This is a genomic window from Methylobacterium sp. Leaf87, assembly GCF_001422775.1.
Taxonomy (GTDB): Bacteria; Pseudomonadota; Alphaproteobacteria; order Rhizobiales; family Beijerinckiaceae; genus Methylobacterium.
Map to the genome: position 1 here is coordinate 247,539 of NZ_LMMI01000001.1, position 17,567 is coordinate 265,105.

General features: G+C 70.7%; 18 protein-coding genes and 1 riboswitch. Of the genes, 8 read left to right on the forward strand and 10 right to left on the reverse strand.

Going from position 1 to position 17,567, the window contains the following annotated elements; all coding sequences use genetic code 11:
- Positions 1 to 117: 117 nt before the first annotated feature.
- The 6 genes from ASF22_RS01135 to ASF22_RS01160 all read right to left on the reverse strand — a co-directional run bounded on the left by ASF22_RS01135 (position 118) and on the right by ASF22_RS01160 (position 6,403).
- Positions 118 to 984, reverse strand: coding sequence for a hypothetical protein (locus tag ASF22_RS01135; protein ID WP_056260715.1), 867 nt, complete (start codon positions 982 to 984; stop codon positions 118 to 120).
- A gap of 252 nt (positions 985 to 1,236) precedes the next feature.
- Positions 1,237 to 1,638 carry a peptide-methionine (R)-S-oxide reductase MsrB gene (gene msrB, locus ASF22_RS01140; RefSeq protein WP_244472967.1) on the reverse strand — a complete coding sequence of 134 codons (402 nt, stop codon included), beginning with the start codon at positions 1,636 to 1,638 and terminating at the stop codon, positions 1,237 to 1,239.
- A gap of 72 nt (positions 1,639 to 1,710) precedes the next feature.
- Entirely contained in the window at positions 1,711 to 2,865 is a 1,155-nt protein-coding gene (locus tag ASF22_RS01145) for a YihY/virulence factor BrkB family protein (RefSeq protein ID WP_056260922.1), read from the reverse strand.
- Positions 2,866 to 3,018: 153 nt separating this feature from the next.
- Positions 3,019 to 4,539 carry a malonyl-CoA synthase gene (locus ASF22_RS01150; RefSeq protein WP_056260718.1) on the reverse strand — a complete coding sequence of 507 codons (1,521 nt, stop codon included), beginning with the start codon at positions 4,537 to 4,539 and terminating at the stop codon, positions 3,019 to 3,021.
- 30 nt (positions 4,540 to 4,569) lie between these two features.
- Positions 4,570 to 5,976 (reverse strand): malonyl-CoA decarboxylase, encoded by a 1,407-nt coding sequence (locus tag ASF22_RS01155; RefSeq protein WP_056260720.1) that lies wholly within the window; start codon positions 5,974 to 5,976, stop codon positions 4,570 to 4,572.
- A 226-nt stretch (positions 5,977 to 6,202) separates the two neighbouring features.
- Positions 6,203 to 6,403 carry a hypothetical protein gene (locus ASF22_RS01160; protein ID WP_056170262.1) on the reverse strand — a complete coding sequence of 67 codons (201 nt, stop codon included), beginning with the start codon at positions 6,401 to 6,403 and terminating at the stop codon, positions 6,203 to 6,205.
- Positions 6,404 to 6,771: 368 nt separating this feature from the next.
- Here ASF22_RS01160 and ASF22_RS01165 point away from each other — a divergent pair, with 368 nt between their 5' ends.
- Complete coding sequence (locus tag ASF22_RS01165) at positions 6,772 to 7,962, forward strand: MFS transporter (protein WP_056170266.1); 1,191 nt, start codon at positions 6,772 to 6,774, stop codon at positions 7,960 to 7,962.
- Here the strand turns inward: ASF22_RS01165 and cobD are convergent.
- Positions 7,955 to 8,950: a threonine-phosphate decarboxylase CobD gene (gene cobD / locus ASF22_RS01170; protein WP_244474172.1), complete on the reverse strand. Its 996-nt coding sequence runs from the start codon at positions 8,948 to 8,950 to the stop codon at positions 7,955 to 7,957. The genes ASF22_RS01165 and cobD overlap by 8 nt on opposite strands.
- On the opposite strand from cobD, the gene cbiB reads away from it, so the two are divergent.
- Together cbiB and ASF22_RS01180 are read left to right on the forward strand one after the other, a co-directional pair.
- Positions 8,951 to 9,952, forward strand: coding sequence for an adenosylcobinamide-phosphate synthase CbiB (cbiB, locus tag ASF22_RS01175; RefSeq protein WP_056260722.1), 1,002 nt, complete (start codon positions 8,951 to 8,953; stop codon positions 9,950 to 9,952).
- Between the two features lie 35 nt (positions 9,953 to 9,987).
- On the forward strand, positions 9,988 to 11,049 hold the full coding sequence (locus ASF22_RS01180; RefSeq protein ID WP_244474173.1) for a DUF3616 domain-containing protein: 1,062 nt from the start codon (positions 9,988 to 9,990) through the stop codon (positions 11,047 to 11,049).
- A gap of 290 nt (positions 11,050 to 11,339) precedes the next feature.
- On the opposite strand, the gene ASF22_RS01185 is transcribed toward ASF22_RS01180, so the two are convergent.
- The 3 genes from ASF22_RS01185 to cobU are packed head-to-tail and all read right to left on the reverse strand — an operon-like array spanning position 11,340 to position 13,940.
- Positions 11,340 to 12,794 carry a cobyric acid synthase gene (locus ASF22_RS01185; protein WP_200927067.1) on the reverse strand — a complete coding sequence of 485 codons (1,455 nt, stop codon included), beginning with the start codon at positions 12,792 to 12,794 and terminating at the stop codon, positions 11,340 to 11,342.
- Between the two features lie 13 nt (positions 12,795 to 12,807).
- Positions 12,808 to 13,410, reverse strand: a complete 603-nt coding sequence (gene cobO / locus ASF22_RS01190) for a cob(I)yrinic acid a,c-diamide adenosyltransferase (RefSeq protein WP_056260724.1) — start codon at positions 13,408 to 13,410, stop codon at positions 12,808 to 12,810.
- Positions 13,407 to 13,940 carry a bifunctional adenosylcobinamide kinase/adenosylcobinamide-phosphate guanylyltransferase gene (gene cobU / locus ASF22_RS01195; RefSeq protein ID WP_200927068.1) on the reverse strand — a complete coding sequence of 178 codons (534 nt, stop codon included), beginning with the start codon at positions 13,938 to 13,940 and terminating at the stop codon, positions 13,407 to 13,409. Before cobU ends, cobO begins: the two co-directional genes overlap by 4 nt.
- Before the next feature lie 109 nt (positions 13,941 to 14,049).
- Positions 14,050 to 14,247, forward strand: a riboswitch (cobalamin riboswitch).
- Positions 14,248 to 14,299: 52 nt separating this feature from the next.
- Between cobU and ASF22_RS01200 the strand changes: the two genes are divergently transcribed.
- Genes ASF22_RS01200 through ASF22_RS01220 form a run of 5 tightly spaced genes read left to right on the forward strand, consistent with a single transcriptional unit; the run spans position 14,300 to position 17,566 of the window.
- Positions 14,300 to 14,476, forward strand: coding sequence for a CbtB-domain containing protein (locus ASF22_RS01200; protein WP_056170275.1), 177 nt, complete (start codon positions 14,300 to 14,302; stop codon positions 14,474 to 14,476).
- Between the two features lie 28 nt (positions 14,477 to 14,504).
- Entirely contained in the window at positions 14,505 to 15,266 is a 762-nt protein-coding gene (locus ASF22_RS01205) for a CbtA family protein (RefSeq protein WP_056170278.1), read from the forward strand.
- Positions 15,259 to 15,651, forward strand: coding sequence for a DUF1636 domain-containing protein (locus ASF22_RS01210; RefSeq protein ID WP_056260728.1), 393 nt, complete (start codon positions 15,259 to 15,261; stop codon positions 15,649 to 15,651). The genes ASF22_RS01205 and ASF22_RS01210 overlap by 8 nt, the downstream gene beginning before the upstream one ends.
- Positions 15,648 to 16,682: a cobalamin biosynthesis protein CobW gene (gene cobW / locus ASF22_RS01215; RefSeq protein WP_056170284.1), complete on the forward strand. Its 1,035-nt coding sequence runs from the start codon at positions 15,648 to 15,650 to the stop codon at positions 16,680 to 16,682. The genes ASF22_RS01210 and cobW overlap by 4 nt, the downstream gene beginning before the upstream one ends.
- A gap of 5 nt (positions 16,683 to 16,687) precedes the next feature.
- Positions 16,688 to 17,566, forward strand: a complete 879-nt coding sequence (locus ASF22_RS01220) for a DUF4349 domain-containing protein (protein WP_056170724.1) — start codon at positions 16,688 to 16,690, stop codon at positions 17,564 to 17,566.
- Position 17,567: the final 1 nt, after the last annotated feature.

A 17,567-nucleotide genomic window follows, 5' to 3' on the forward strand; every position in this document is an offset into this window, starting at 1 on the left:
TTCGTGTTTCTTGCCCACGACGCTAGCGAAGTTGCGTGCACCACTCAATCGCACAGGCAGGGATGAAAGTGACATTCTCAAACGTGCCACCTTCATCAGGCCGATCGGGGACGCCGATCAGGTCTGGTTGCGGCGCGGGCGGACAGTCCAGCGTTCGAATTCGCCCGCAGCCTCTTCGGCACGCGCCGGCTGGGCGGGCTCGCCCTCCGGCGGCAGGGGCTGCGGATTGCCGAGTGCCTGCGACAGGCTCTCGATGACCTCGTCGATGCGGGCGTCGTTCTGGCCAGCCTCCGGGTGAGCAGGCTCGGGCGTCGCGACCGGCGCAGGGGCCGCGGCCTGCGGGCTGGGCTGGGCTGCGGTTCCGCCCCCGGCGACCCGGCGCAAGGCCTTCATCATCCCGTCCTCGTCCGCCGGCTTCGCGGCGGCACCCGACGCGCCGCCGTAGCGGCCGAAGCCGAACCGGGGTTCGACGAGGTCGAGCACCGCTTCCAGGGCGGCGTTGCTCAGGGCGATCTCGCCCGGCTGAGGTACGCCCTGGAGGGCGACGGCATGGCGCTCGTACGCCGCGTCGCCGGACACCTCGGGGCCGAACCAGACCGGAACGGAGAAGCCGTTTGCGTCTCCGATCTCGTCGAAGGTCACGCTCACGAGGTCGAGATTGCCCGGGGCGACGTAACGGTCGACCCGCGCCTCACGGCCGGCACCGAGCGCGATCACCGTGCGGTCGTACTGCGCCTTGCCGCTGCAGACGTCGAGGAGGGCGTCGCCATGGGCGCGCGGCACGTCCGTGCGCTCCTCGCTCGAAGCGCCGTTCTGATCCGTGTTGACGAGGACGAGATGGCATTGCTGGCCATCGACCCGAACGTACGAGACCCGTCCGGCCTGGGGCGCGAAGTAGCCCTCGGTGACCCGTGCGCCACCACGCTCCTTGCGGATCAGGCGCACGAGGGACGGGGCGACGAGGAACCGGCGGACGATGCTCATTGCGGACTCTCCGGAGGTCTGTTCGTCCCACGGTCGAAGATCCGCCGGACTGACAATCGAGGGCGTCTCGATCCGGAAAGGAATGCGTCAGGCATCCCCTTCCCAGACCGAAGCTGCGGTATTCATTTAAAAATTGACTCTCGGGACTAAGCAAAACACCGCAGAAATCAAGATCGCGCGCCGGACCACCCCCGCGATCCACCGCGCCGTCCCCAGCTCAGCGGGTCATACGACCTTCGGAACCGATCCGTTTCACGCCTCGGGTTCGAAGCGGAGCGAAACCCCGTTCATGCAGTAGCGCAGGCCGGTGGGGGCGGGTCCGTCGTCGAAGACGTGGCCGAGATGGCCCTTGCACCGGGCGCAATGTGCCTCCGTCCGGGTCATCCAATGGCTGCGGTCGACCTGGGTCTCGACCGCGTCGGGGAACGGCGCGAAGAAGCTCGGCCAGCCGGTGCCGGATTCGAACTTGGTGCCGTTCTCGAACAGCGGGGCATCGCACCCGGCACAATGAAACACGCCCGGACGTTTCTCCGCGTTGAGGCAGCTCGTTCCGGCGCGCTCGGTGCCGTGCCCACGCAGGACGCGGTACTGCTCGGGGGAAAGAATCTCGCGCCATTCGGCGTCGGTGCGGGTGTCGGCGGTCGGTGCGGTCATGATCTGATCCATCGAGAGGAAACGGTGTGTCCCCTAGATAGGGTCCCGACCCCGCCCCGAGGAGGCCGGGCGTCAGGCCACGGCGCCGAGGGTGTCGGCCATCCGGGCCCGGCGTGCGCCCATGGGCAAGGGAGCGCCCGTGGTGGTGTCGTGCGCGGTCTGGTGCTCCATCTCGGCGTTGATCTCGCCGCCGAGCAGCACGATGGTCGTCGAGATCCAGATCCACGTCATGAAGCCGATGGCCGCCCCGAGGGATCCGTAGGTCTCGTTGTAGTTGCCAAAGCTCGAGACGTACCAGGAGAACAAGATCGAGGCGATGAGCCACAGCACGCCGGCGACGGCGCCGCCGACGCCGACCCAGCGCCAGCGCGGCCGCTCCCGGCTCGGCCCGTAGCGATAGAGCAGCGACAGGCCGCCGAGCACCACCACCAGCATGGCCGGCCAGCGCAGCTGCGCCAGAAGCCAGGCGGTGTCGCTGAAGCCCACGAAGGTGAACACGAGGGGCAGCACGACGATGCTCGACAGCGCGAAAATCGTGAACAGCAGGGCGCCAATGGTGAAGGTGAGCGAACGCAGGTTCAGCATCACGAACGAGCGCTTCTCCTCCTCCTCGTAGACCACATTGAGGGCATCGAACATCGCCTTCATGGCGGCGTTGGCGCTCCAGAGGGAGATGAGAAGACTCGTGAAGAAGGTCAGCCCCAGGGACCCTCCGCCCTTGGCGGCGATGCGCTTGACCTGATCGCCGATGATCTCGATGGCCCCCGACGGCAGCACGCCCTGCAGGCTCGCCAGATGCTCGTTGATGGAGCCGACATCGGCGACGAGGCCGTAGCAGGTGACCAGGGCGGCGATGGCCGGGAACAGGGACAGGAGGGTGTAGAACGTCACCCCGGCGGCGACCGACAGCACCCGGTCCTTGTTGAACTCGAGGTAGACCCGGAACAGGATGTCCTTCCAGCCCTTGGAGGTGATCTCCATCGGGGTCCGGGCGGCGCGACCGCGCTCGACCTGCGTGGCCGCGACCCATTCGGCGGAGCGCCCGCTGTGGGAGCGCGCCCCCTCCTCCCGGCACCGGTCGGGCTCGGGCGCGGCGGCGGGTCCATCCCGTCGTGGCCGCCCGCTCGTGCCGGCCGCGAGGGCGACGAGGGCCGCCCCCATGGCCAGGGTCCACAGCACGGAAGCCGCGCCGCTCGAAGCGGTCGCCGGTTCGGGGGAGGAAGACATCGCAGCGTGGACCGGTTGGATCAGGAAGCCAAGCTTGAGCTTACGCTCGGACAAACGTCAACGCGGATGCGGACGTTCCAAAGGTGCCGCAGGCGTGGATCTTCCAGGCGCGCCGCAGGCAGGGATCTTCCAGGCGCGCCGCAGGCGCCTGCGTCAGGTGCGAAAAAGATCCGCATGGGTTTCCCGCAGGACGTTCTTCTGGACCTTGCCCATGGCGTTGCGCGGCAGATCCTCCACGAACAGCACCCGCTTGGGGCACTTGTAGCGGGCGAGCCGCGCCTCGAGGGTGCGCAGGATCGTGGCCTCGTCGGGAGCGCCCTCCCGGGCGACGACCACGGCCGCGACGCCTTCACCGAAATCGGCGTGGGCCAAGCCGATCACCGCCGATTCGACCACACCCGGCAGGGCATCGATCTCGTTCTCGACCTCCTTCGGATAGACGTTGTAGCCACCGGTGATGATGAGGTCCTTGCCGCGCCCGACGATGTGCACGTAGCCGTCGGCGTCGATCTTGCCGAGGTCGCCGGTGATGAAGAACCCGTCGGCCTTGAACTCGGCCGCGGTCTTCTCCGGCATGCGCCAGTAGCCCTGGAACACGTTGGGGCCCTTCACCTCAATCATGCCAACGGCGTCGGTGCCGAGTGCGGCCCCCGTCTCGGGGTCCACCACCCGGACAACGACGCCCGGCAGCGCCGATCCGACGGTGCCGGCGACACGGGCCCCGTCATACGGGTTCGAGGTGTTCATGTTGGTCTCGGTCATGCCGTAGCGCTCGAGGATGGCGTGGCCCGTGCGGGCCTGCCAGTCGCGGTGCGTGTCAGCCAGGAGGGGCGCCGAGCCGGAGACGAACAGCCGGATCGCCTTCGTGGCGTCGGGATCGAGTCCCGGTTCCCTGAGAAGGCGGGTGTAGAAGGTCGGCACGCCCATCATCGCCGTCGCACGCGGCATCAGCCCGAGAACCTGCGCCGCATCGAACTTCGCCAGGAACAGGAGCGTGCCGCCCGTGGCCAGAACGGTGTTGGTGGCGACGAACAGGCCGTGGGTGTGAAACACCGGAAGGGCGTGCAGCAGCACGTCGTCGGCCGTGAATCGCCAGAACGCCGCCAGGGTCCGGGCGTTCGAGGCGAGGTTCTCGTGGGTGAGCATGGCGCCCTTGGAGCGCCCGGTGGTGCCGGAGGTGTAGAGGATGGCGGCGAGATCGTCGGCCCCGCGCGCCACGTCGGTGAAGTCATCCGCCGCCGCATCCGCCGCCGCGACCATGCTCCCGCGCCCGGATGCATCGAGGGTCCGCACCTGCGCCACGCCGGCATCGCGCGCGATCGCCTCCAAGGCCCCGTGCTTGCCCGGATCGCACACGAACACCGAGGGTTCCGCGTCCCCGAGGAAGTAGGCGACCTCGTGGGCGGTGTAGGCGGTGTTCAGCGGCAGGAACACCGCCCCGGCCCGCACGGTCCCAAGGTACAGGAACAGGAATTCAGGGCTCTTCTCGGCCTGGACCGCGACCCGGTCGCCGGGCTTCACCCCAAGCCCGACGAGGGCCCCCGCGTAAGCGGCCGAACGCGCGAGCAGGTCGGCATAGGTGAAGTGCGTGCCGTCTCCCGTCTCGACGAAGGCTTTCGTGGTCGGATCGGCAGGCAGGTTGGCGCGGACGAGATCGAAGAGGTGATTGGGCATGCGGGCTTCAGGTGGCTTTCGGTCGAACTCTCACGCGTCGGCGAGAGCCACGGCGCGGGTGGGCGGCAGATTGTTGCGCAACTCGCGGCTCACCGCGCCGGAAGCGGCGACGGTCCCGAGGTTGGCGTAGGTCTCGTGGTTCTTCTCGATGGCCGCGAGGTCGTAAAGGTAATTCACCATCAGCCCACGGGACTGGGCCAGCCCCTTGGCCGAGACGTCGCCGAGGAAGTTCAGGCGTTCCAGCCGGGCCCCGTTGCCGAGGTGGAACCGGGCGACGGGGTCGAGGGGCTTGCCGCGCTCGTTCTTGGCGCGGAGGAAGTAGGCGGCGGCCGCCGGGATCATCGCCTTGCGGACGGCCTCGCACTTCGTCTTGTCGGCCTGCCAGTCCGGCTCGTCGATGATCCGCAGGGCCTCGACATCCTCGCGGGTCAGCCCCTGCGGCGCGTCGGCCCGGCGCTCGCGGTCGAGCCACGTCGCGAAGCCCGGTACCGGCGACAGGGTGACGAAGGTCTTCAGGCTCGGAATCTCGCGGGCGAGATCCTCCACCACCTGCTTGATGAGAAAGTTGCCGAAGGTGACGCCGGCGAGCCCCTTCTGGCAGTTCGAGATCGAGTAGAAGATCGCCGTGGTGGCCGCGCGCGGCGCCAGGATCTCGCGCTCGTGGGCCAGGATCGGGGCGATGGCCGGGGCGATGGCGGCGGTGAGCGCCACCTCCACGAAGATCAGCGGCTCGTCGACGAGGGCCGGGTGGAAGAACGCGAAGCAGCGCCGGTCACGGGGTTCGATGCGACGGCGCAGGTCGTCCCAGTCGGCGATGGCATGGACCGCCTCGTAGCGGATGATCTTCTCGAGGATGTGGGCGGGCGTCGTCCAGTCGATGTGGCGCAGCACGAGGAAGCCGCGGTTGAACCACGAGGCGAACAGATGCTCGAAATCGCTGTCGAGGCTGTCGGCCGCGTCGATGAGATCGGGGTCGGCCTCCTCGTCCCGCAGGGCGCGGCGTAGCCCGAGCAGGTCCTCCCGCATGCGGACCAGCGCGAGGGTGCCGTCCCGGGCGAGGTTGAGGCGGCGGATCAGTTCCTGGCTGCGCGGCTCGGCTGCGTCGTGCAGAACGCCGAGCGCCGCCCGGGTCGGGTCGGCACGGTAGGCCGCGATGGCCTCGTCGACGGCCTCGTGGTCGGCGGCGAACTCGGTGGCGACGAGGCGGAGAAAGCTCGCCCGTTCGGGCCGGGCGAGGCTGGCGTAGCGGTCGAGGATAAGGCGGGCGAGGGCGACGCCCGAGGCTTCGCCGCGGCGGGAAATGAGATCCTCGCAGAGCTTGACGAGTTCCCCCGGATCGGCACGGGCGGCGAGGTCGCCGCGTCCGAACCCGATGAGGTCGCGGCCGCGGTCGCTGATGGTCTGCAGCAGATCGCCGAAGAAAGAGATCGCCGCCATGGAAGCTGCCCGTCCCCGTGCTGGCGCCCGGACCGGGCGTATCCACCCCACGCATCCGCGCAGGGTTCGACGAACCTTCTATGACGGCCCCGCTCGAAGGACCAGGGACCGAGGCGGGTTCGCAGTCACGGCCCCCAAGCTTCGGCGAGGGATGGACGAAGGTTCTTTCCACAGAACCGCCGAACGCCTGCGTGGACTCGGATACGAGAAAGGAACGCCGTGTCCCTCAGCTCGCATCCCCGCCGGCAATGATCTCGGCCCGGTCGGCCCGCTCCCGCCAATCCTCGACCCCGTGCTGGCGCGCGAAGCGCAATTCGGCAGCGCGCAGGGCCCGCATGGGATCGCGGGCTCGAACAATGGCAACGGAGCCGACGGGGAACGGTACCCCGAGAATCTCCTTGGCGAACTCGATACGGTAATTCGGCATGCGAGGCTCCGTCATCGGACCCGGCACCGCGCTCCGGTGGAACGAAGCACGGCATCACCCGATCCCGTTCACGATCAGACCGCAAGAATCCGCGTATTCCAAGAGCCTCGCCCGGCTTGTACGCCGTCTTCGGGTGGCCTTGGCCGTCAAATCGTGCAGTCCCTACCTCGAAAACATGAGAACGGGCTCATCCGAAGGTAACGGTCCTGCGACGACGCGTCCGGCCGGCCCGCTCCACCGGCCTTGCCGACACGGCCCGCTGGGCCTTACTCACCCCTCCTCACCCCGATCGGAAGGTTTTCGGCCATGACGCTTTCGGCCATGCCAGAGACGTGCGCTTGGCGCCCGGCGGCGACACGGGGCGCGGCATGAGCGGAACAGCACCGGCGACGGACCACGACTTCACCCTTCGGGCACGCCTCGGCCTCACCCTCATCGCCGGGGGCGCCGTGGCGAACATCTACTACAACCAGCCCCTTCTCGCCCTGCTGGTGAGCGAATTCGGTGACCGGGCGGCAGTCCTGGTGCCGACCGCTTCCCTCGTCGGCTACGGCCTCGGCATTCTGTGCCTCGTGCCCATCGGCGACAGCCTGCCGCGGCGCGGCCTGATCCTGGCGCAGATGCTCGGCCTCGCCGTGGCCCTCCTGGCGGCGGCCATGAGTCCCAACCTCGGAGCGCTCGCAGGAGCGAGCCTCGCCATCGGGTTCCTCGCCTCGGCCGCGCAGCAGGCGGTGCCATTCGCCGCCGAACTCGCCCCCGACGCCACCCGGGGCCGCATGGTCGGCCAAGTGATGACCGGGCTCCTCAGCGGCATCCTCCTGGCGCGGACGGTGAGTGGCTTCGTAGGCGCGCAATACGGCTGGCGCGCGGTGTTCTACGCCGCCAGCGCCGTGGCGCTGATCATCGCCGGGATCGCCGCCGCGACCCTGCCGCGCACGGCCCAGACCAGGCCCCTGCGCTACCGCGCCCTGATGGTGTCGATCCTCCATCTGGTTCGCACCCAGCCGGCCCTGCGCCGCTCCAGCCTGTGCCAGGGATTGCTGTTTGCGAGCTTCAACGCGTTCTGGACGACCCTCGCCCTCCTGGTCGAAGCGCCGCCCTTCGATCTCACGGCGGCCGGCGCCGGGCTGTTCGGCGTCATCGGGGTCGTCGGCGCGTTCATCGCGCCGGTCTCGGGCCGCTACACCGACCGGCGCGGCGCCCGGCCCGTGGTGGTGGCCGGCAGCCTGTTTGTGGTGGCGGCCTTCGTGGTCCTGTGGGCCGGCGGCAACGTCTCCCTCGTGGCCGTGGGGCTCGGCGTTCTCCTCATCGACATCGGCCTCAACGGCGCACTCATCGCCAACCAGACCCGGGTCTACGCCCTCGTCCCGGGCGCGCGCGGACGGGTGAACACGGTTCTTTTCACGGTGATGTTCGTGTTCGGGGCGCTCGGGGCCTTCGCCGGCAGCCAAGCCTTCCTCATGGCCGGCTGGCCCGGCGTCTGCGCCGTGGGCCTCGCCCTCTCGGGCGCCGGTCTCCTCGTCGCGATCCTCGAGCCCGGGACGCCGAAGGTTACCTGAGGACCCGGGAGAGCCGGCACCATTCGGTCCTGTCCGCCGGCAGGCCGAAGCGCAGGCGCGCGGGGGCCGCGGCGAAGCGCCGGACGTAGATCCCGGCGGCGCCGAGTCGCGCGAACAGTTCCGGCCCGTTCGGGAAGTCGGCCGTGCGGAACAGGCGGGTTCCGCCGACCACCCGCCCACCGGCGCGGGCGATCATCCGGTCGAGGCGTCCCGCATCGGCACCGCGCGCGACCGACGCGGCGCGGCGCCATTCGGCATCGGCGAGCGCCGCCCGGCCGATGGCCAGCGCCGGTCCCGACACCGCCCAGGGGCCGAGCGCCTCCGCGAGGCGGCCCGCAAGGGTAGGCTCCGCCAGGGCGAAGCCGAGTCGAATGCCAGCGAGCCCATAGGTCTTGCCGAAGGAGCGCAGGACCACGAGACCCGGCCGGAGATGCGGCCCGAGGGAGTCGACGGTTTCGAGATCCGCGAAGGCTTCGTCCACCACCAGGAGGCCGCCACGCGCCGCCAGCCGATCCGCGTGCGTGCGGAGCGTGGCGCCGTCCCAGGTCCGCCCGTCGGGGTTGTTCGGATTGACCACCACCACGACGTCGGCCTCCGCGTCGAGCGTCGACACGGCCACGATGGAATGGCCGGCCCTCCCCCACGCGGCCGCGTGCTCGGCATAGGTCGGCCCCACCACGGCGACACGGGCGCGGGGCCACAGGCGCGGCAGGGTCTCGATGAGGATCTGCGTGCCGGGGGCGGCCGCGATCCCGCGCGGATCGGCGACACCGTAGGCCCGGGCCGCCGCCGCGTTCAGGGCCGCGAGGTCGGCCGACGACGGCAGGCGGTGGAACGCGCTGGCCTCGAGGGGCGGACACGGGTAGGGCACCGGATTGATCCCCGTCGAGAGGTCGATCCACGGTGTCGGCGCATCCGGGAACAGGGTGCGCGCCGCGTCGAGATCGCCGCCATGCGCGATGGGGACTGGCTCGCTGACCGAACCCACATGCCCTGGACCGCCTTCACCCATCCGCCCGATACGCTCGCCATCCTGCTGCTCGCCCTGACCGTCGAGGCGGCCGCCGGCTATCCCGACCGGCTCTACAGGGCGCTCGGCCACCCTGTCACCTGGATCGGCGCCCTCATCGGCCGGCTCGACGGGGGGCTGAACACGGGTGGCCAGAACCGGCGCCGGATCATGGGCGTGTTTGGGCTGGTCCTGCTTCTTGCCGCGGTGGCCGGGACCGCCTTCGGGCTCACGGCCACCGCGGCGCTGTTCGGCAACTGGGGCGGCCTCGTGGCCCTCGGCCTGCTCTGCGCCAGCCTGCCGGCCCAACGTAGCCTGCACGACCACGTCGCCCGCGTGGCGGCGGATCTTCGTGACGACGGCTTGGCGGGCGGGCGCGTCGCCGTGTCGATGATCGTCGGTCGCAATCCCGAAACCCTCGACGAGGCCGGCATCTGCCGGGCCGCCATCGAGAGTCTCGCCGAGAACTTCTCCGACGGGATCGTGGCGCCGGCATTCTGGATCGGCGTCGGCGGCCTGCCGGGCGGCGCGCTCTACAAGGCGATCAACACCGCCGACAGCATGATCGGCCATCGCACCCCGCGCCACGAAGCCTACGGCTGGGCCGCCGCCCGCCTCGACGACTTCGTCAACCTGCCGGCCTCGCGCCTCGCCGGCGGACTCATCGTCGTGGCGGCGCTGTTTCAGAGCGGCGCCTCGCCGGGCGCGGCATGGCGCGCCCTCCGGCGCGACGCCCGACGCCACCGCTCGCCCAACGCCGGGTGGCCCGAGGCCGCCATGGCCGGAGCCCTCGGCCTGCGGCTCGCCGGTCCGCGCGTCTACGGCGCGACCTCAGTCGAGGATGCCTGGATGGGCGATGGCCGCGCCGAGGCGGGCCCGGCCGACGTGGAGCGGGCGCTCGCCCTCTATCGCACGGCGTGCCTCCTGCTGTTCGGCCTCACCGCGGTGACGTTCGCCCTCGTCGCGGTTGCGCTGCTATGAGCACGGCCACGCCGCCCGTCCGTCGGAGATACCGCATGATTCGTCCTTCCCTCGTCGCTGCCGCATGGGGACTGGCGTTCCTGTCGCCGGCCCGGGCCGAGATGCTGCAGCCCGTGGGGCAGCCCTACGCCGTCGCCGAGGGACTGGCGGGCGAGATCACGAAGAAGAAGACCAAGCCGGCCGAGGACATCAGCGGCATCGCCTGCGCGCCGGCCGAAGCCGGTCGGCGCGGCTGCGTCGTGGTGGACGACGAGGCGGCGGGCGCCCAGTTCGTCACCCTCCAGGGCACGACGCTGACCCCGGGCGCCGTCGTCGACATCGTCGGCCGCAAGCCGCCCACCGCCACCGTCGGCGCGCCCCCGACCACGGGCGACTGCACCCTGGGCCAAGGCGCGTACCGCGAGATGGACGGCGAGGCCGTGGCGTATGCGGCACCCGACTTCTACGTCACCGGCTCGCATGGCTGCAGCCGGCGGGGGCGGGAGTTCAAGCTCTCCACCGCGATCCTCGCGCGCCTGCGCGCCGACGCCACCGGGATCAGGGTGGAGACCACCTACCGCCTCGGCGACGCCCTGCGAAATGCCGATACGGTGGGCGCGTATTTTCTGAAGGATCTGGAACCCCGCGAGGGCGGCAAACCGCTCTCCGGTCTCAACGTCGAGGGCCTCGCGGTCATCGGCGACACTCTCTACGCGGGTCTCCGCGCGCCCGTCATCGACGGACGGGCCTTCCTCGTCTCCGTACCCGTCGCGCCCCTGTTCGCCCCCGGCGACGCGCCGCTCGACGTCAAACCGACGACGATCCCCCTCGCCCTCGGGGCCGATGCCGGCATCCGTGATCTCACCACCCTGCCGGACGGGCGCCTTCTCGTCCTCTCGGGTCCGACCCGCAACGGCTTGTCGGTGCCTTATGGGCTGTTCCTCGCGGATCCGTCGTCCGGCAAGGTCACGGCGCTCGGCACCCTTGCGCCATTGGACGGCGACGATTCCAGGGCGAAGCCCGAAGGCGTCGTGCGCCTCGGCCCCGGTCGGGTGCTGGTGGTGTTCGACAGTGTACTGAACGGCGGGCCGCGCGAGTATGCGGTGGCGATCCCGTAGGCGGCCGGCTCGGCGCATCAGGACGGGTCGAACCATATTGCTCCGGCCTGACCGACCGCTGGCGTGCTTCGACGCGCAGTACCGCGGCGGAGCACCGACAGTACCGAGAACCATCAGGCCCGCAGCCCGAGACAACCCGCGAGGACCTAGACCGGGGCCAAGGCGCGCCAGTGCGGATGCGCGGCGTGGCATCCTGCACGATGAAGCCGCGGGAATTGCCGACGGAGTCGATGACGGCGATGCCGGCGACCGCGCTCGTCTTCCGCAAGGATCGCCCCACGCCTGACCCGCTACGCCGCCAGGACGAGCAGCCGGTCGCAATCCACATGGGCTTCTAGGTGGTCGGCGAGCGCGTCGAGCACGGTCTCGATCCCCGCCTCGTAGGCGTCGCCGCCGGACCGGGCGCCGAGGCGCGCGAGCCACGCGGCGCGCTGCGCGTCGTCGGCGAACAGGCCATGCACGTAGGTGCCGGCGACCCGGCCGTCGGCCGAAATCGCCCCGTCCGGGCGCCCATCGGCGAAACGAACGAGCGGGCGCGCCGCGTCGGGTCCGGTGGTATCACCCAGGTGCATCTCGTAGCCCGAGAACGGTACGCCGTCGGGCAACGAGGTGCCGGTGACGGCCTCGAGGCGCTTGACCGGGGTCATCACCGTCTCGACGTCGAGGAGCCCGAGACCCGGCACCGTCCGGGGGGCGCCCTCGATCCCGTGCGGGTCGGCGAGGCGGCGCCCAAGCATCTGGTAGCCGCCGCAGAGGCCGAGCACCCGGCCGCCGCGCCGGACATGGGCGGCGAGATCGATATCCCAGCCCTCGGCCCGAAAGACATCGAGGTCCGCGATGGTGGTCTTCGAGCCCGGCAGGAGCACGAGGTCGGCCACGGGGATCGGCTCCCCGGGACGAACCAGAACCACGGAGACGTTCGGCTCGCCCCGCAGGGGATCGAGATCGTCGAAATTGGCGATGCGCGGCAGGACGGGGACGGCCACCACCGTGCGACCCGCCGCGCCTGCTTCGGAGCCGACCAGTCCCAGAACGTCCTCCGCGGGCAGGCGGACGGCGGACGGAAAATGCGGGATCAGCCCGAGGCTGGGCCAACCCGTGTGGCGGGCGATGAGGTCCATGCCGTCGGCGAACAGGCTCGGATCGCCGCGGAAGCGGTTGACGAGGAAGCCCCGGATCATCGCCGCGTCGGCCGGGTCGATCACCGCCTTCGTGCCGACGAGGCTGGCGATGACGCCGCCGCGGTCGATGTCGCCGAGCAGGATCACCGGCGTGTTCGACGCGCGGGCAAAGCCCATGTTGGCGATGTCGCCGGCGCGCAGATTCACCTCCGACGCCGAGCCGGCGCCCTCGACCACGACGAGGTCGGCCTCGGCTTTCAGATGGGTGAAACTTTCGAGCACGGCCCCGAGGAGGCGCGGCTTCCAGCCCTGGTAGTCCCGGGCCGCGGCCTGGCCGACCATCCGGCCCTGCACCACGATCTGGCTGCCGGTCTCGCTCTGGGGCTTGAGGAGGACCGGGTTCATATGGACCGAGGGCGCCACTCCGGCGGCCCTCGCCTGAAGCGCCTGGGCCCGTCCGATCTCGCCGCCATCGGCCGTGACGGCGGCGTTGTTCGACATGTTCTGCGGCTTGAACGGCCGCACCCGCAGCCCGCGCCGGGCGAAGGCGCGGCACAGACCGGCGACGATGAGGGATTTGCCGACATCCGAACCGGTGCCCTGGATCATGATGGCGCGGGTCATGACGGCCGGCACCTCAAAACTCGATCCCCTCCTGCGCCTTCACGCCCGCCGCGAAGTGGTGCTTCACGGAGCCCATCTCGGTGACGAGGTCGGCGGCCTCGACGAGGGCCGGCTTGGCGTTGCGGCCGGTGACGATGACGTGGAGGTCCGGTCGGCGTGCCCGGAACGTCGCCACCACGTCGTCGATGGGCAGGTAGTCGTAGCGCAACGCGATGTTGAGTTCGTCCAGCACCACGAGGCGGATGCTCGGATCGGCCATGAGATCCAGGGCCTTCGCCCAGGCGTGCTCGGCCGCCGCGATGTCGCGGGCCTTGTCCTGGGTCTCCCAGGTGAAGCCCTCGCCGAGGGTGTGCCAGTCGATCTGGTTCCCGAAGGCCTTCAGGGCGTGCTTCTCGCCCGTGTCCCAGGCGCCCTTGATGAACTGCACCACGCCGACCCGCCAGCCATGGCCCAGCGCCCGCAGCATCAGGCCCAGGGCCGCCGTGGTCTTGCCCTTGCCGGGACCCGTGTTGACGATGAGGAGGCCCTTCTCGATGGTCTTCTCCGCCACCTCGGCATCCTGCACGGCCTTGCGCTTCTCCATCTTCTCCCGATGGCGGTCGGCGGCGTCGCTCATGCGTGGTCTCCAAGTTGGGGTTTCACGATCATCGGCAGCCCCGCCACCATGAACACGACGCGGTCGGCCTGTGCGGCGAGGCGCTGATGAAGCCGCCCTGCCGCGTCGCGGAAGCGGCGGGCGAGGGCATTCTCGGGCACGATGCCGAGGCCGACCTCGCTGCCGACCAGGACCACCGGCCCCGGCGCGTCGGCGCAAGCGGAGAGCAGCGCCCCGGTCGCGGCCTCGACGTCGGCCTCCGCCAGGATCAGGTTGGTGAGCCAGAGGGTGAGGCAATCCACCAGTACCGGTCCGCGCGCGGCCGCGACCGCCTCGGGCAGGTCGATCGACACGTCCTGCGTGATCCAGTCGGCCGACCTTCGGGTGCGGTGGAGGGCGATGCGGTCGCGCATCTCGTCGTCCCAGGCCTGGGCCGTTGCGAGATACAGCCAGGGTGGCGGCTGCGCCTCGATCACCCCCTCGGCATGGACGCTCTTGCCCGAGCGCGCGCCGCCGAGGACGAGGGTCACACGGGGGAATATCTCGGTCATGGGGGGGACGGCTGCCGCATGGGGCTTCTTTAGCCCGAAACGCCCTTGTGTGGTCAAAGGCGATGCAAACGGCACAGCGGCGCGTTGTCAGGGATCGCGCGACCGCGTAGAAGCATCGGGATCGGACGGTGCCCCGGCGACGGGGTGAAAAGGGAACGCGGTGAGGGGCAAGCGCCTTGAAACCGCGGCTGCCCCCGCAACTGTGAGCGGCGACGGGCCTGCCATCGGCCACCGGAGCGATCCGGGAAGGCGGCAGGTTCCGGATGACCCGCGAGCCAGGAGACCTGCCGTCCGGCACCGGGGACCTTCGTCCTCACCTTCGACCACGGCCGCCGGCGGGGCGGCCAGGAGATCAACCGATGTCGACCAACACCCTCGTTCTGACCGGCACCCGCACCAACGAGCGCCTCGGGGCCGTTCTCGTCGCCGCGTTCCTCGGCCTCGGCCTCGTGTTCATGGCGGGCTTCGCCCCGGCGATGGCGCTCCACAACGCGGCGCACGATTTCCGCCACACCCAGAATTTTCCCTGCCACTGAGCGCCTGGCGCCTGAAGGCAGACACCCCATGATCATCCGGCTCGTGTCGGCGGCCCTGGTCGCCGGCTTCCTCGCGGCTATCGTCGCGACGGGCCTGCAGCTCGCCCTGACCTCTCCGCTCATCATCGCGGCCGAGCGTTACGAGACGCAGGCTCAAGCCCCCGTATCGCCCCCCGCGCCGGGATTCGCATCCCTCGTGGTGCGGGTGCATGGCGGACACGATCACGGCGCGAAGGACCCGGGCGTGTCCGGCGGCGAGACCGCGCCCGCCTGGCAGCCCGGACCCGGACTGCCGCGCATGGCGTTCACGGCGCTCGCCACCCTGGTGGGCGGCGTCGGGTATGCCCTGCTGCTCGGCGCAGTGCTGCTGGCCTGCGGGCGCGAACCGACGCCCGAGACCGGCCTGCGCTTCGCCGTGGCGGGCTTCCTCGCCGTCGCCCTGGCGCCGGCCCTCGGCCTTCCGCCGGAACTACCGGGCATGGACGCCGCCCCCCTCGCCGATCGTCAGTTCTGGTGGGTGATGACCGCCGTCGCCACCGCCATGGGGCTCTACCTCATCGCCATCCGCCGCGCGCCGATCTCCATCGCGGGCGGCCTCGTCCTGATCGTGGCACCACACCTCGCCGGAGCACCCGAGACGAGCCACGCGGCTTCCGCCCTGCCGGCGGGCTACGCGGCCCAGTTCGCCGCACGCTCGCTCGGGATCGCCTTCGTGTTCTGGGCGGTCATCGGGCTCGCCTACGGCTGGGCCTGGGCCCTGTTCGGTCGCAAGGCGACGGCGCATGCCTGACGTGGTCACCCTCTACGTCTGCACCGCCTGCCGTGCGGCCGGCGACCCGGCGGAACCCCGCGCCGGTGCGCGCCTCCTCGACGCGCTCCGGGAGGCCGTCGGTGAGCACGGCCAGACCGGCCTGCGGATCGAAGGCGTCGAGTGCCTCTCCGTCTGCAAGCGGCCATGCACCGTGGCGGTGGCCTCGGAAGGGCGCTGGACCTACGTCTACGGCGACCTCGACGCCACCGAATCCGCCCGGATCATCCTCGAAGGGGTCGGCCTCTACGGCGAGACGCCCGACGGCGTCGTGCCGTGGAAGGCTCGGCCCCAGGAATTCCGCAAGGGCGTCGTCGCCCGCATCCCGCCGCTCGCGGCGCACCCTAGTACGGACGCCGCCGAATGACCCTGGTCGAGAAGATTCCCTGCACTATCGTCACCGGCTTCCTCGGGGCCGGCAAGACGACCCTCGTGCGCCACCTCGTCGAGAACGCGAACGGCCGGCGGCTCGCGATCATCGTCAACGAGTTCGGCGATATCGGCTTCGACGGCTCGTTTCTCGCCGCCTGCGGCATCGAAGGCTGCCAAGACGAGGACATCGTCGAGCTCGCCAACGGCTGCATCTGCTGCACCGTGGCCGACGACTTCGTGCCGGCCCTGAACAAGCTCCTCGACCGAGCCGACCCACCCGAGCACATCCTTATCGAGACCTCCGGCCTCGCCCTGCCCAAGCCCCTGGTCCAGGCGTTCCAGTGGCCTGCGATCCGCTCGCGGGTTACCGTGGACGGCGTCATCGCGGTCATCGACGGTCCGGCCGTGGCGGCGGGCTTCTTCGCCGACGATCCGGCGGCCTCCGCCGCCCAGCGTGCCGAGGACACGAACGTCGATCACGACAATCCCCTGGAAGAGGTGTTCGAGGACCAGATCCTCTGCGCCGACCTCGTGGTGATGAACAAGGCCGACCTCCTCGACGCCGCCGGCCGCGAGAAGGTCCGCGCCGAGGTTCAGGCCCACCTGCCCCGCGCCGTGAAGATGGTGGAGGCCGAGCACGGCCGCCTCGACCCGCGCGTGATCCTCGGCCTCGGAGCCGCGGCCGAGGACGATCTCGATGCCAGACCCTCCCACCACGGCGAGGGCGAGGACCACGACCACGACGATTTCGACTCCGTGGCCCTGCCCGTCCCGGCCACGGCCACCGCCGAGGACCTGGCGATCCGCGTCGGTCGCGCCGCCGAGACCGCCGGCGTGCTGCGCATCAAGGGGTTCGCCGAAGTCACGGGCAAGCCCATGCGCCTCGTCGTGCAGGGTGTCGGCACCCGCATCGCGCATCACTACGACCGACCCTGGAAAAGCACGGAAGCCCGCGACGGCCGCCTCGTCGTCATCGGCCTCAAGGGATTCGATCAGGCGGCGGTCGCCGCCGCCCTGGCCGGGTGAGCGCCATGGCGGTACGGAACGGCCGCGCGGCGGCGGCCCTGGGCCTTGCCGTACTCCTCGGACTGGGGGGCTGCTCCGACACGCGCCCGCCGGCGCCCGACACCGCCAATCCCCTCGCGCTGGCCCAGCCCGCCCGCAACACCGCAGCCAAGCTCGCCTATACGCACGACCTCACCATCGGCCTGCCGCCCGATCGGGTGGCGGCGCATTTCGCGGCGGCGCGTGACCGCTGCCTGACCGATGCGGGCCTCGGCTGCATCCTCGTCACGTCGTCCATCGATGACGGTCCGCGTCCGCAGGGGCGACCGCAGGCGCAGATCCAGGTCCGGTTGCCGCACGAGTCCGTCGCCCCCTACGTGGCGTTCCTCACGGCTCCCCTGCCGGGCGAGGCGGCGGGCGACGTGGTCCTGCGGCGTCAGGCGACACGGGCCGACGACCTGACCACACCCATCGCGGACGGAGGACGCCGGCTCGCCCAGCTCGCCGCCTATCGCGCGCGCCTCGACGAACTGTCCGCGAAGGCGGACACGCGCGTGGAGGACCTCATCCGCATCGCCCAGGAACTCTCCAAGGTCCAATCCGAAATCGAGGAGGGGGAGGCGAAGCAGCGCGGCCTGCAACGGCGCGTCGATACCGAAATCGTCTCGGTTTCGCTTCGCTCGGACAGCGCGCGAGCGGGTGCCTTCGCCCCCGTCGAGGAAGCCTGGAGCCAGGCCGGCCAGACCTTCGGCGCCAGTGCGGGCGCCGCCCTGCGCTTCGCCGTCGCCAGCCTGCCCTGGCTTCCCGTGGCGGCGATCGGACTGTTCCTCGTCCGCGCCCTCTGGCGGCTGCGCCGGCGCAGACGCGCCCGGATCGGCCGGCCCCTCACGGAGGCGCGGCTGTGAG

What these genes read in the sequence shown, in the direction of transcription:
- cbiB (WP_056260722.1), top strand. Translation starts at nt 8,951, where the DNA reads ATGCCCTGGACCGCCTTCACCCATCCGCCCGATACGCTCGCCATCCTG.
- cobW (WP_056170284.1), top strand. Translation starts at nt 15,648, where the DNA reads ATGACCCTGGTCGAGAAGATTCCCTGCACTATCGTCACCGGCTTCCTC.
- ASF22_RS01135 (WP_056260715.1), bottom strand. Translation starts at nt 984, where the DNA reads ATGAGCATCGTCCGCCGGTTCCTCGTCGCCCCGTCCCTCGTGCGCCTG.
- ASF22_RS01200 (WP_056170275.1), top strand. Translation starts at nt 14,300, where the DNA reads ATGTCGACCAACACCCTCGTTCTGACCGGCACCCGCACCAACGAGCGC.
- ASF22_RS01205 (WP_056170278.1), top strand. Translation starts at nt 14,505, where the DNA reads ATGATCATCCGGCTCGTGTCGGCGGCCCTGGTCGCCGGCTTCCTCGCG.
- ASF22_RS01185 (WP_200927067.1), bottom strand. Translation starts at nt 12,794, where the DNA reads ATGACCCGCGCCATCATGATCCAGGGCACCGGTTCGGATGTCGGCAAA.
- ASF22_RS01155 (WP_056260720.1), bottom strand. Translation starts at nt 5,976, where the DNA reads ATGGCGGCGATCTCTTTCTTCGGCGATCTGCTGCAGACCATCAGCGAC.
- ASF22_RS01180 (WP_244474173.1), top strand. Translation starts at nt 9,988, where the DNA reads ATGATTCGTCCTTCCCTCGTCGCTGCCGCATGGGGACTGGCGTTCCTG.
- ASF22_RS01210 (WP_056260728.1), top strand. Translation starts at nt 15,259, where the DNA reads ATGCCTGACGTGGTCACCCTCTACGTCTGCACCGCCTGCCGTGCGGCC.
- cobU (WP_200927068.1), bottom strand. Translation starts at nt 13,940, where the DNA reads ATGACCGAGATATTCCCCCGTGTGACCCTCGTCCTCGGCGGCGCGCGC.
- cobO (WP_056260724.1), bottom strand. Translation starts at nt 13,410, where the DNA reads ATGAGCGACGCCGCCGACCGCCATCGGGAGAAGATGGAGAAGCGCAAG.
- msrB (WP_244472967.1), bottom strand. Translation starts at nt 1,638, where the DNA reads ATGACCGCACCGACCGCCGACACCCGCACCGACGCCGAATGGCGCGAG.
- ASF22_RS01160 (WP_056170262.1), bottom strand. Translation starts at nt 6,403, where the DNA reads ATGCCGAATTACCGTATCGAGTTCGCCAAGGAGATTCTCGGGGTACCG.
- ASF22_RS01150 (WP_056260718.1), bottom strand. Translation starts at nt 4,539, where the DNA reads ATGCCCAATCACCTCTTCGATCTCGTCCGCGCCAACCTGCCTGCCGAT.
- ASF22_RS01165 (WP_056170266.1), top strand. Translation starts at nt 6,772, where the DNA reads ATGAGCGGAACAGCACCGGCGACGGACCACGACTTCACCCTTCGGGCA.
- ASF22_RS01145 (WP_056260922.1), bottom strand. Translation starts at nt 2,865, where the DNA reads ATGTCTTCCTCCCCCGAACCGGCGACCGCTTCGAGCGGCGCGGCTTCC.
- ASF22_RS01220 (WP_056170724.1), top strand. Translation starts at nt 16,688, where the DNA reads ATGGCGGTACGGAACGGCCGCGCGGCGGCGGCCCTGGGCCTTGCCGTA.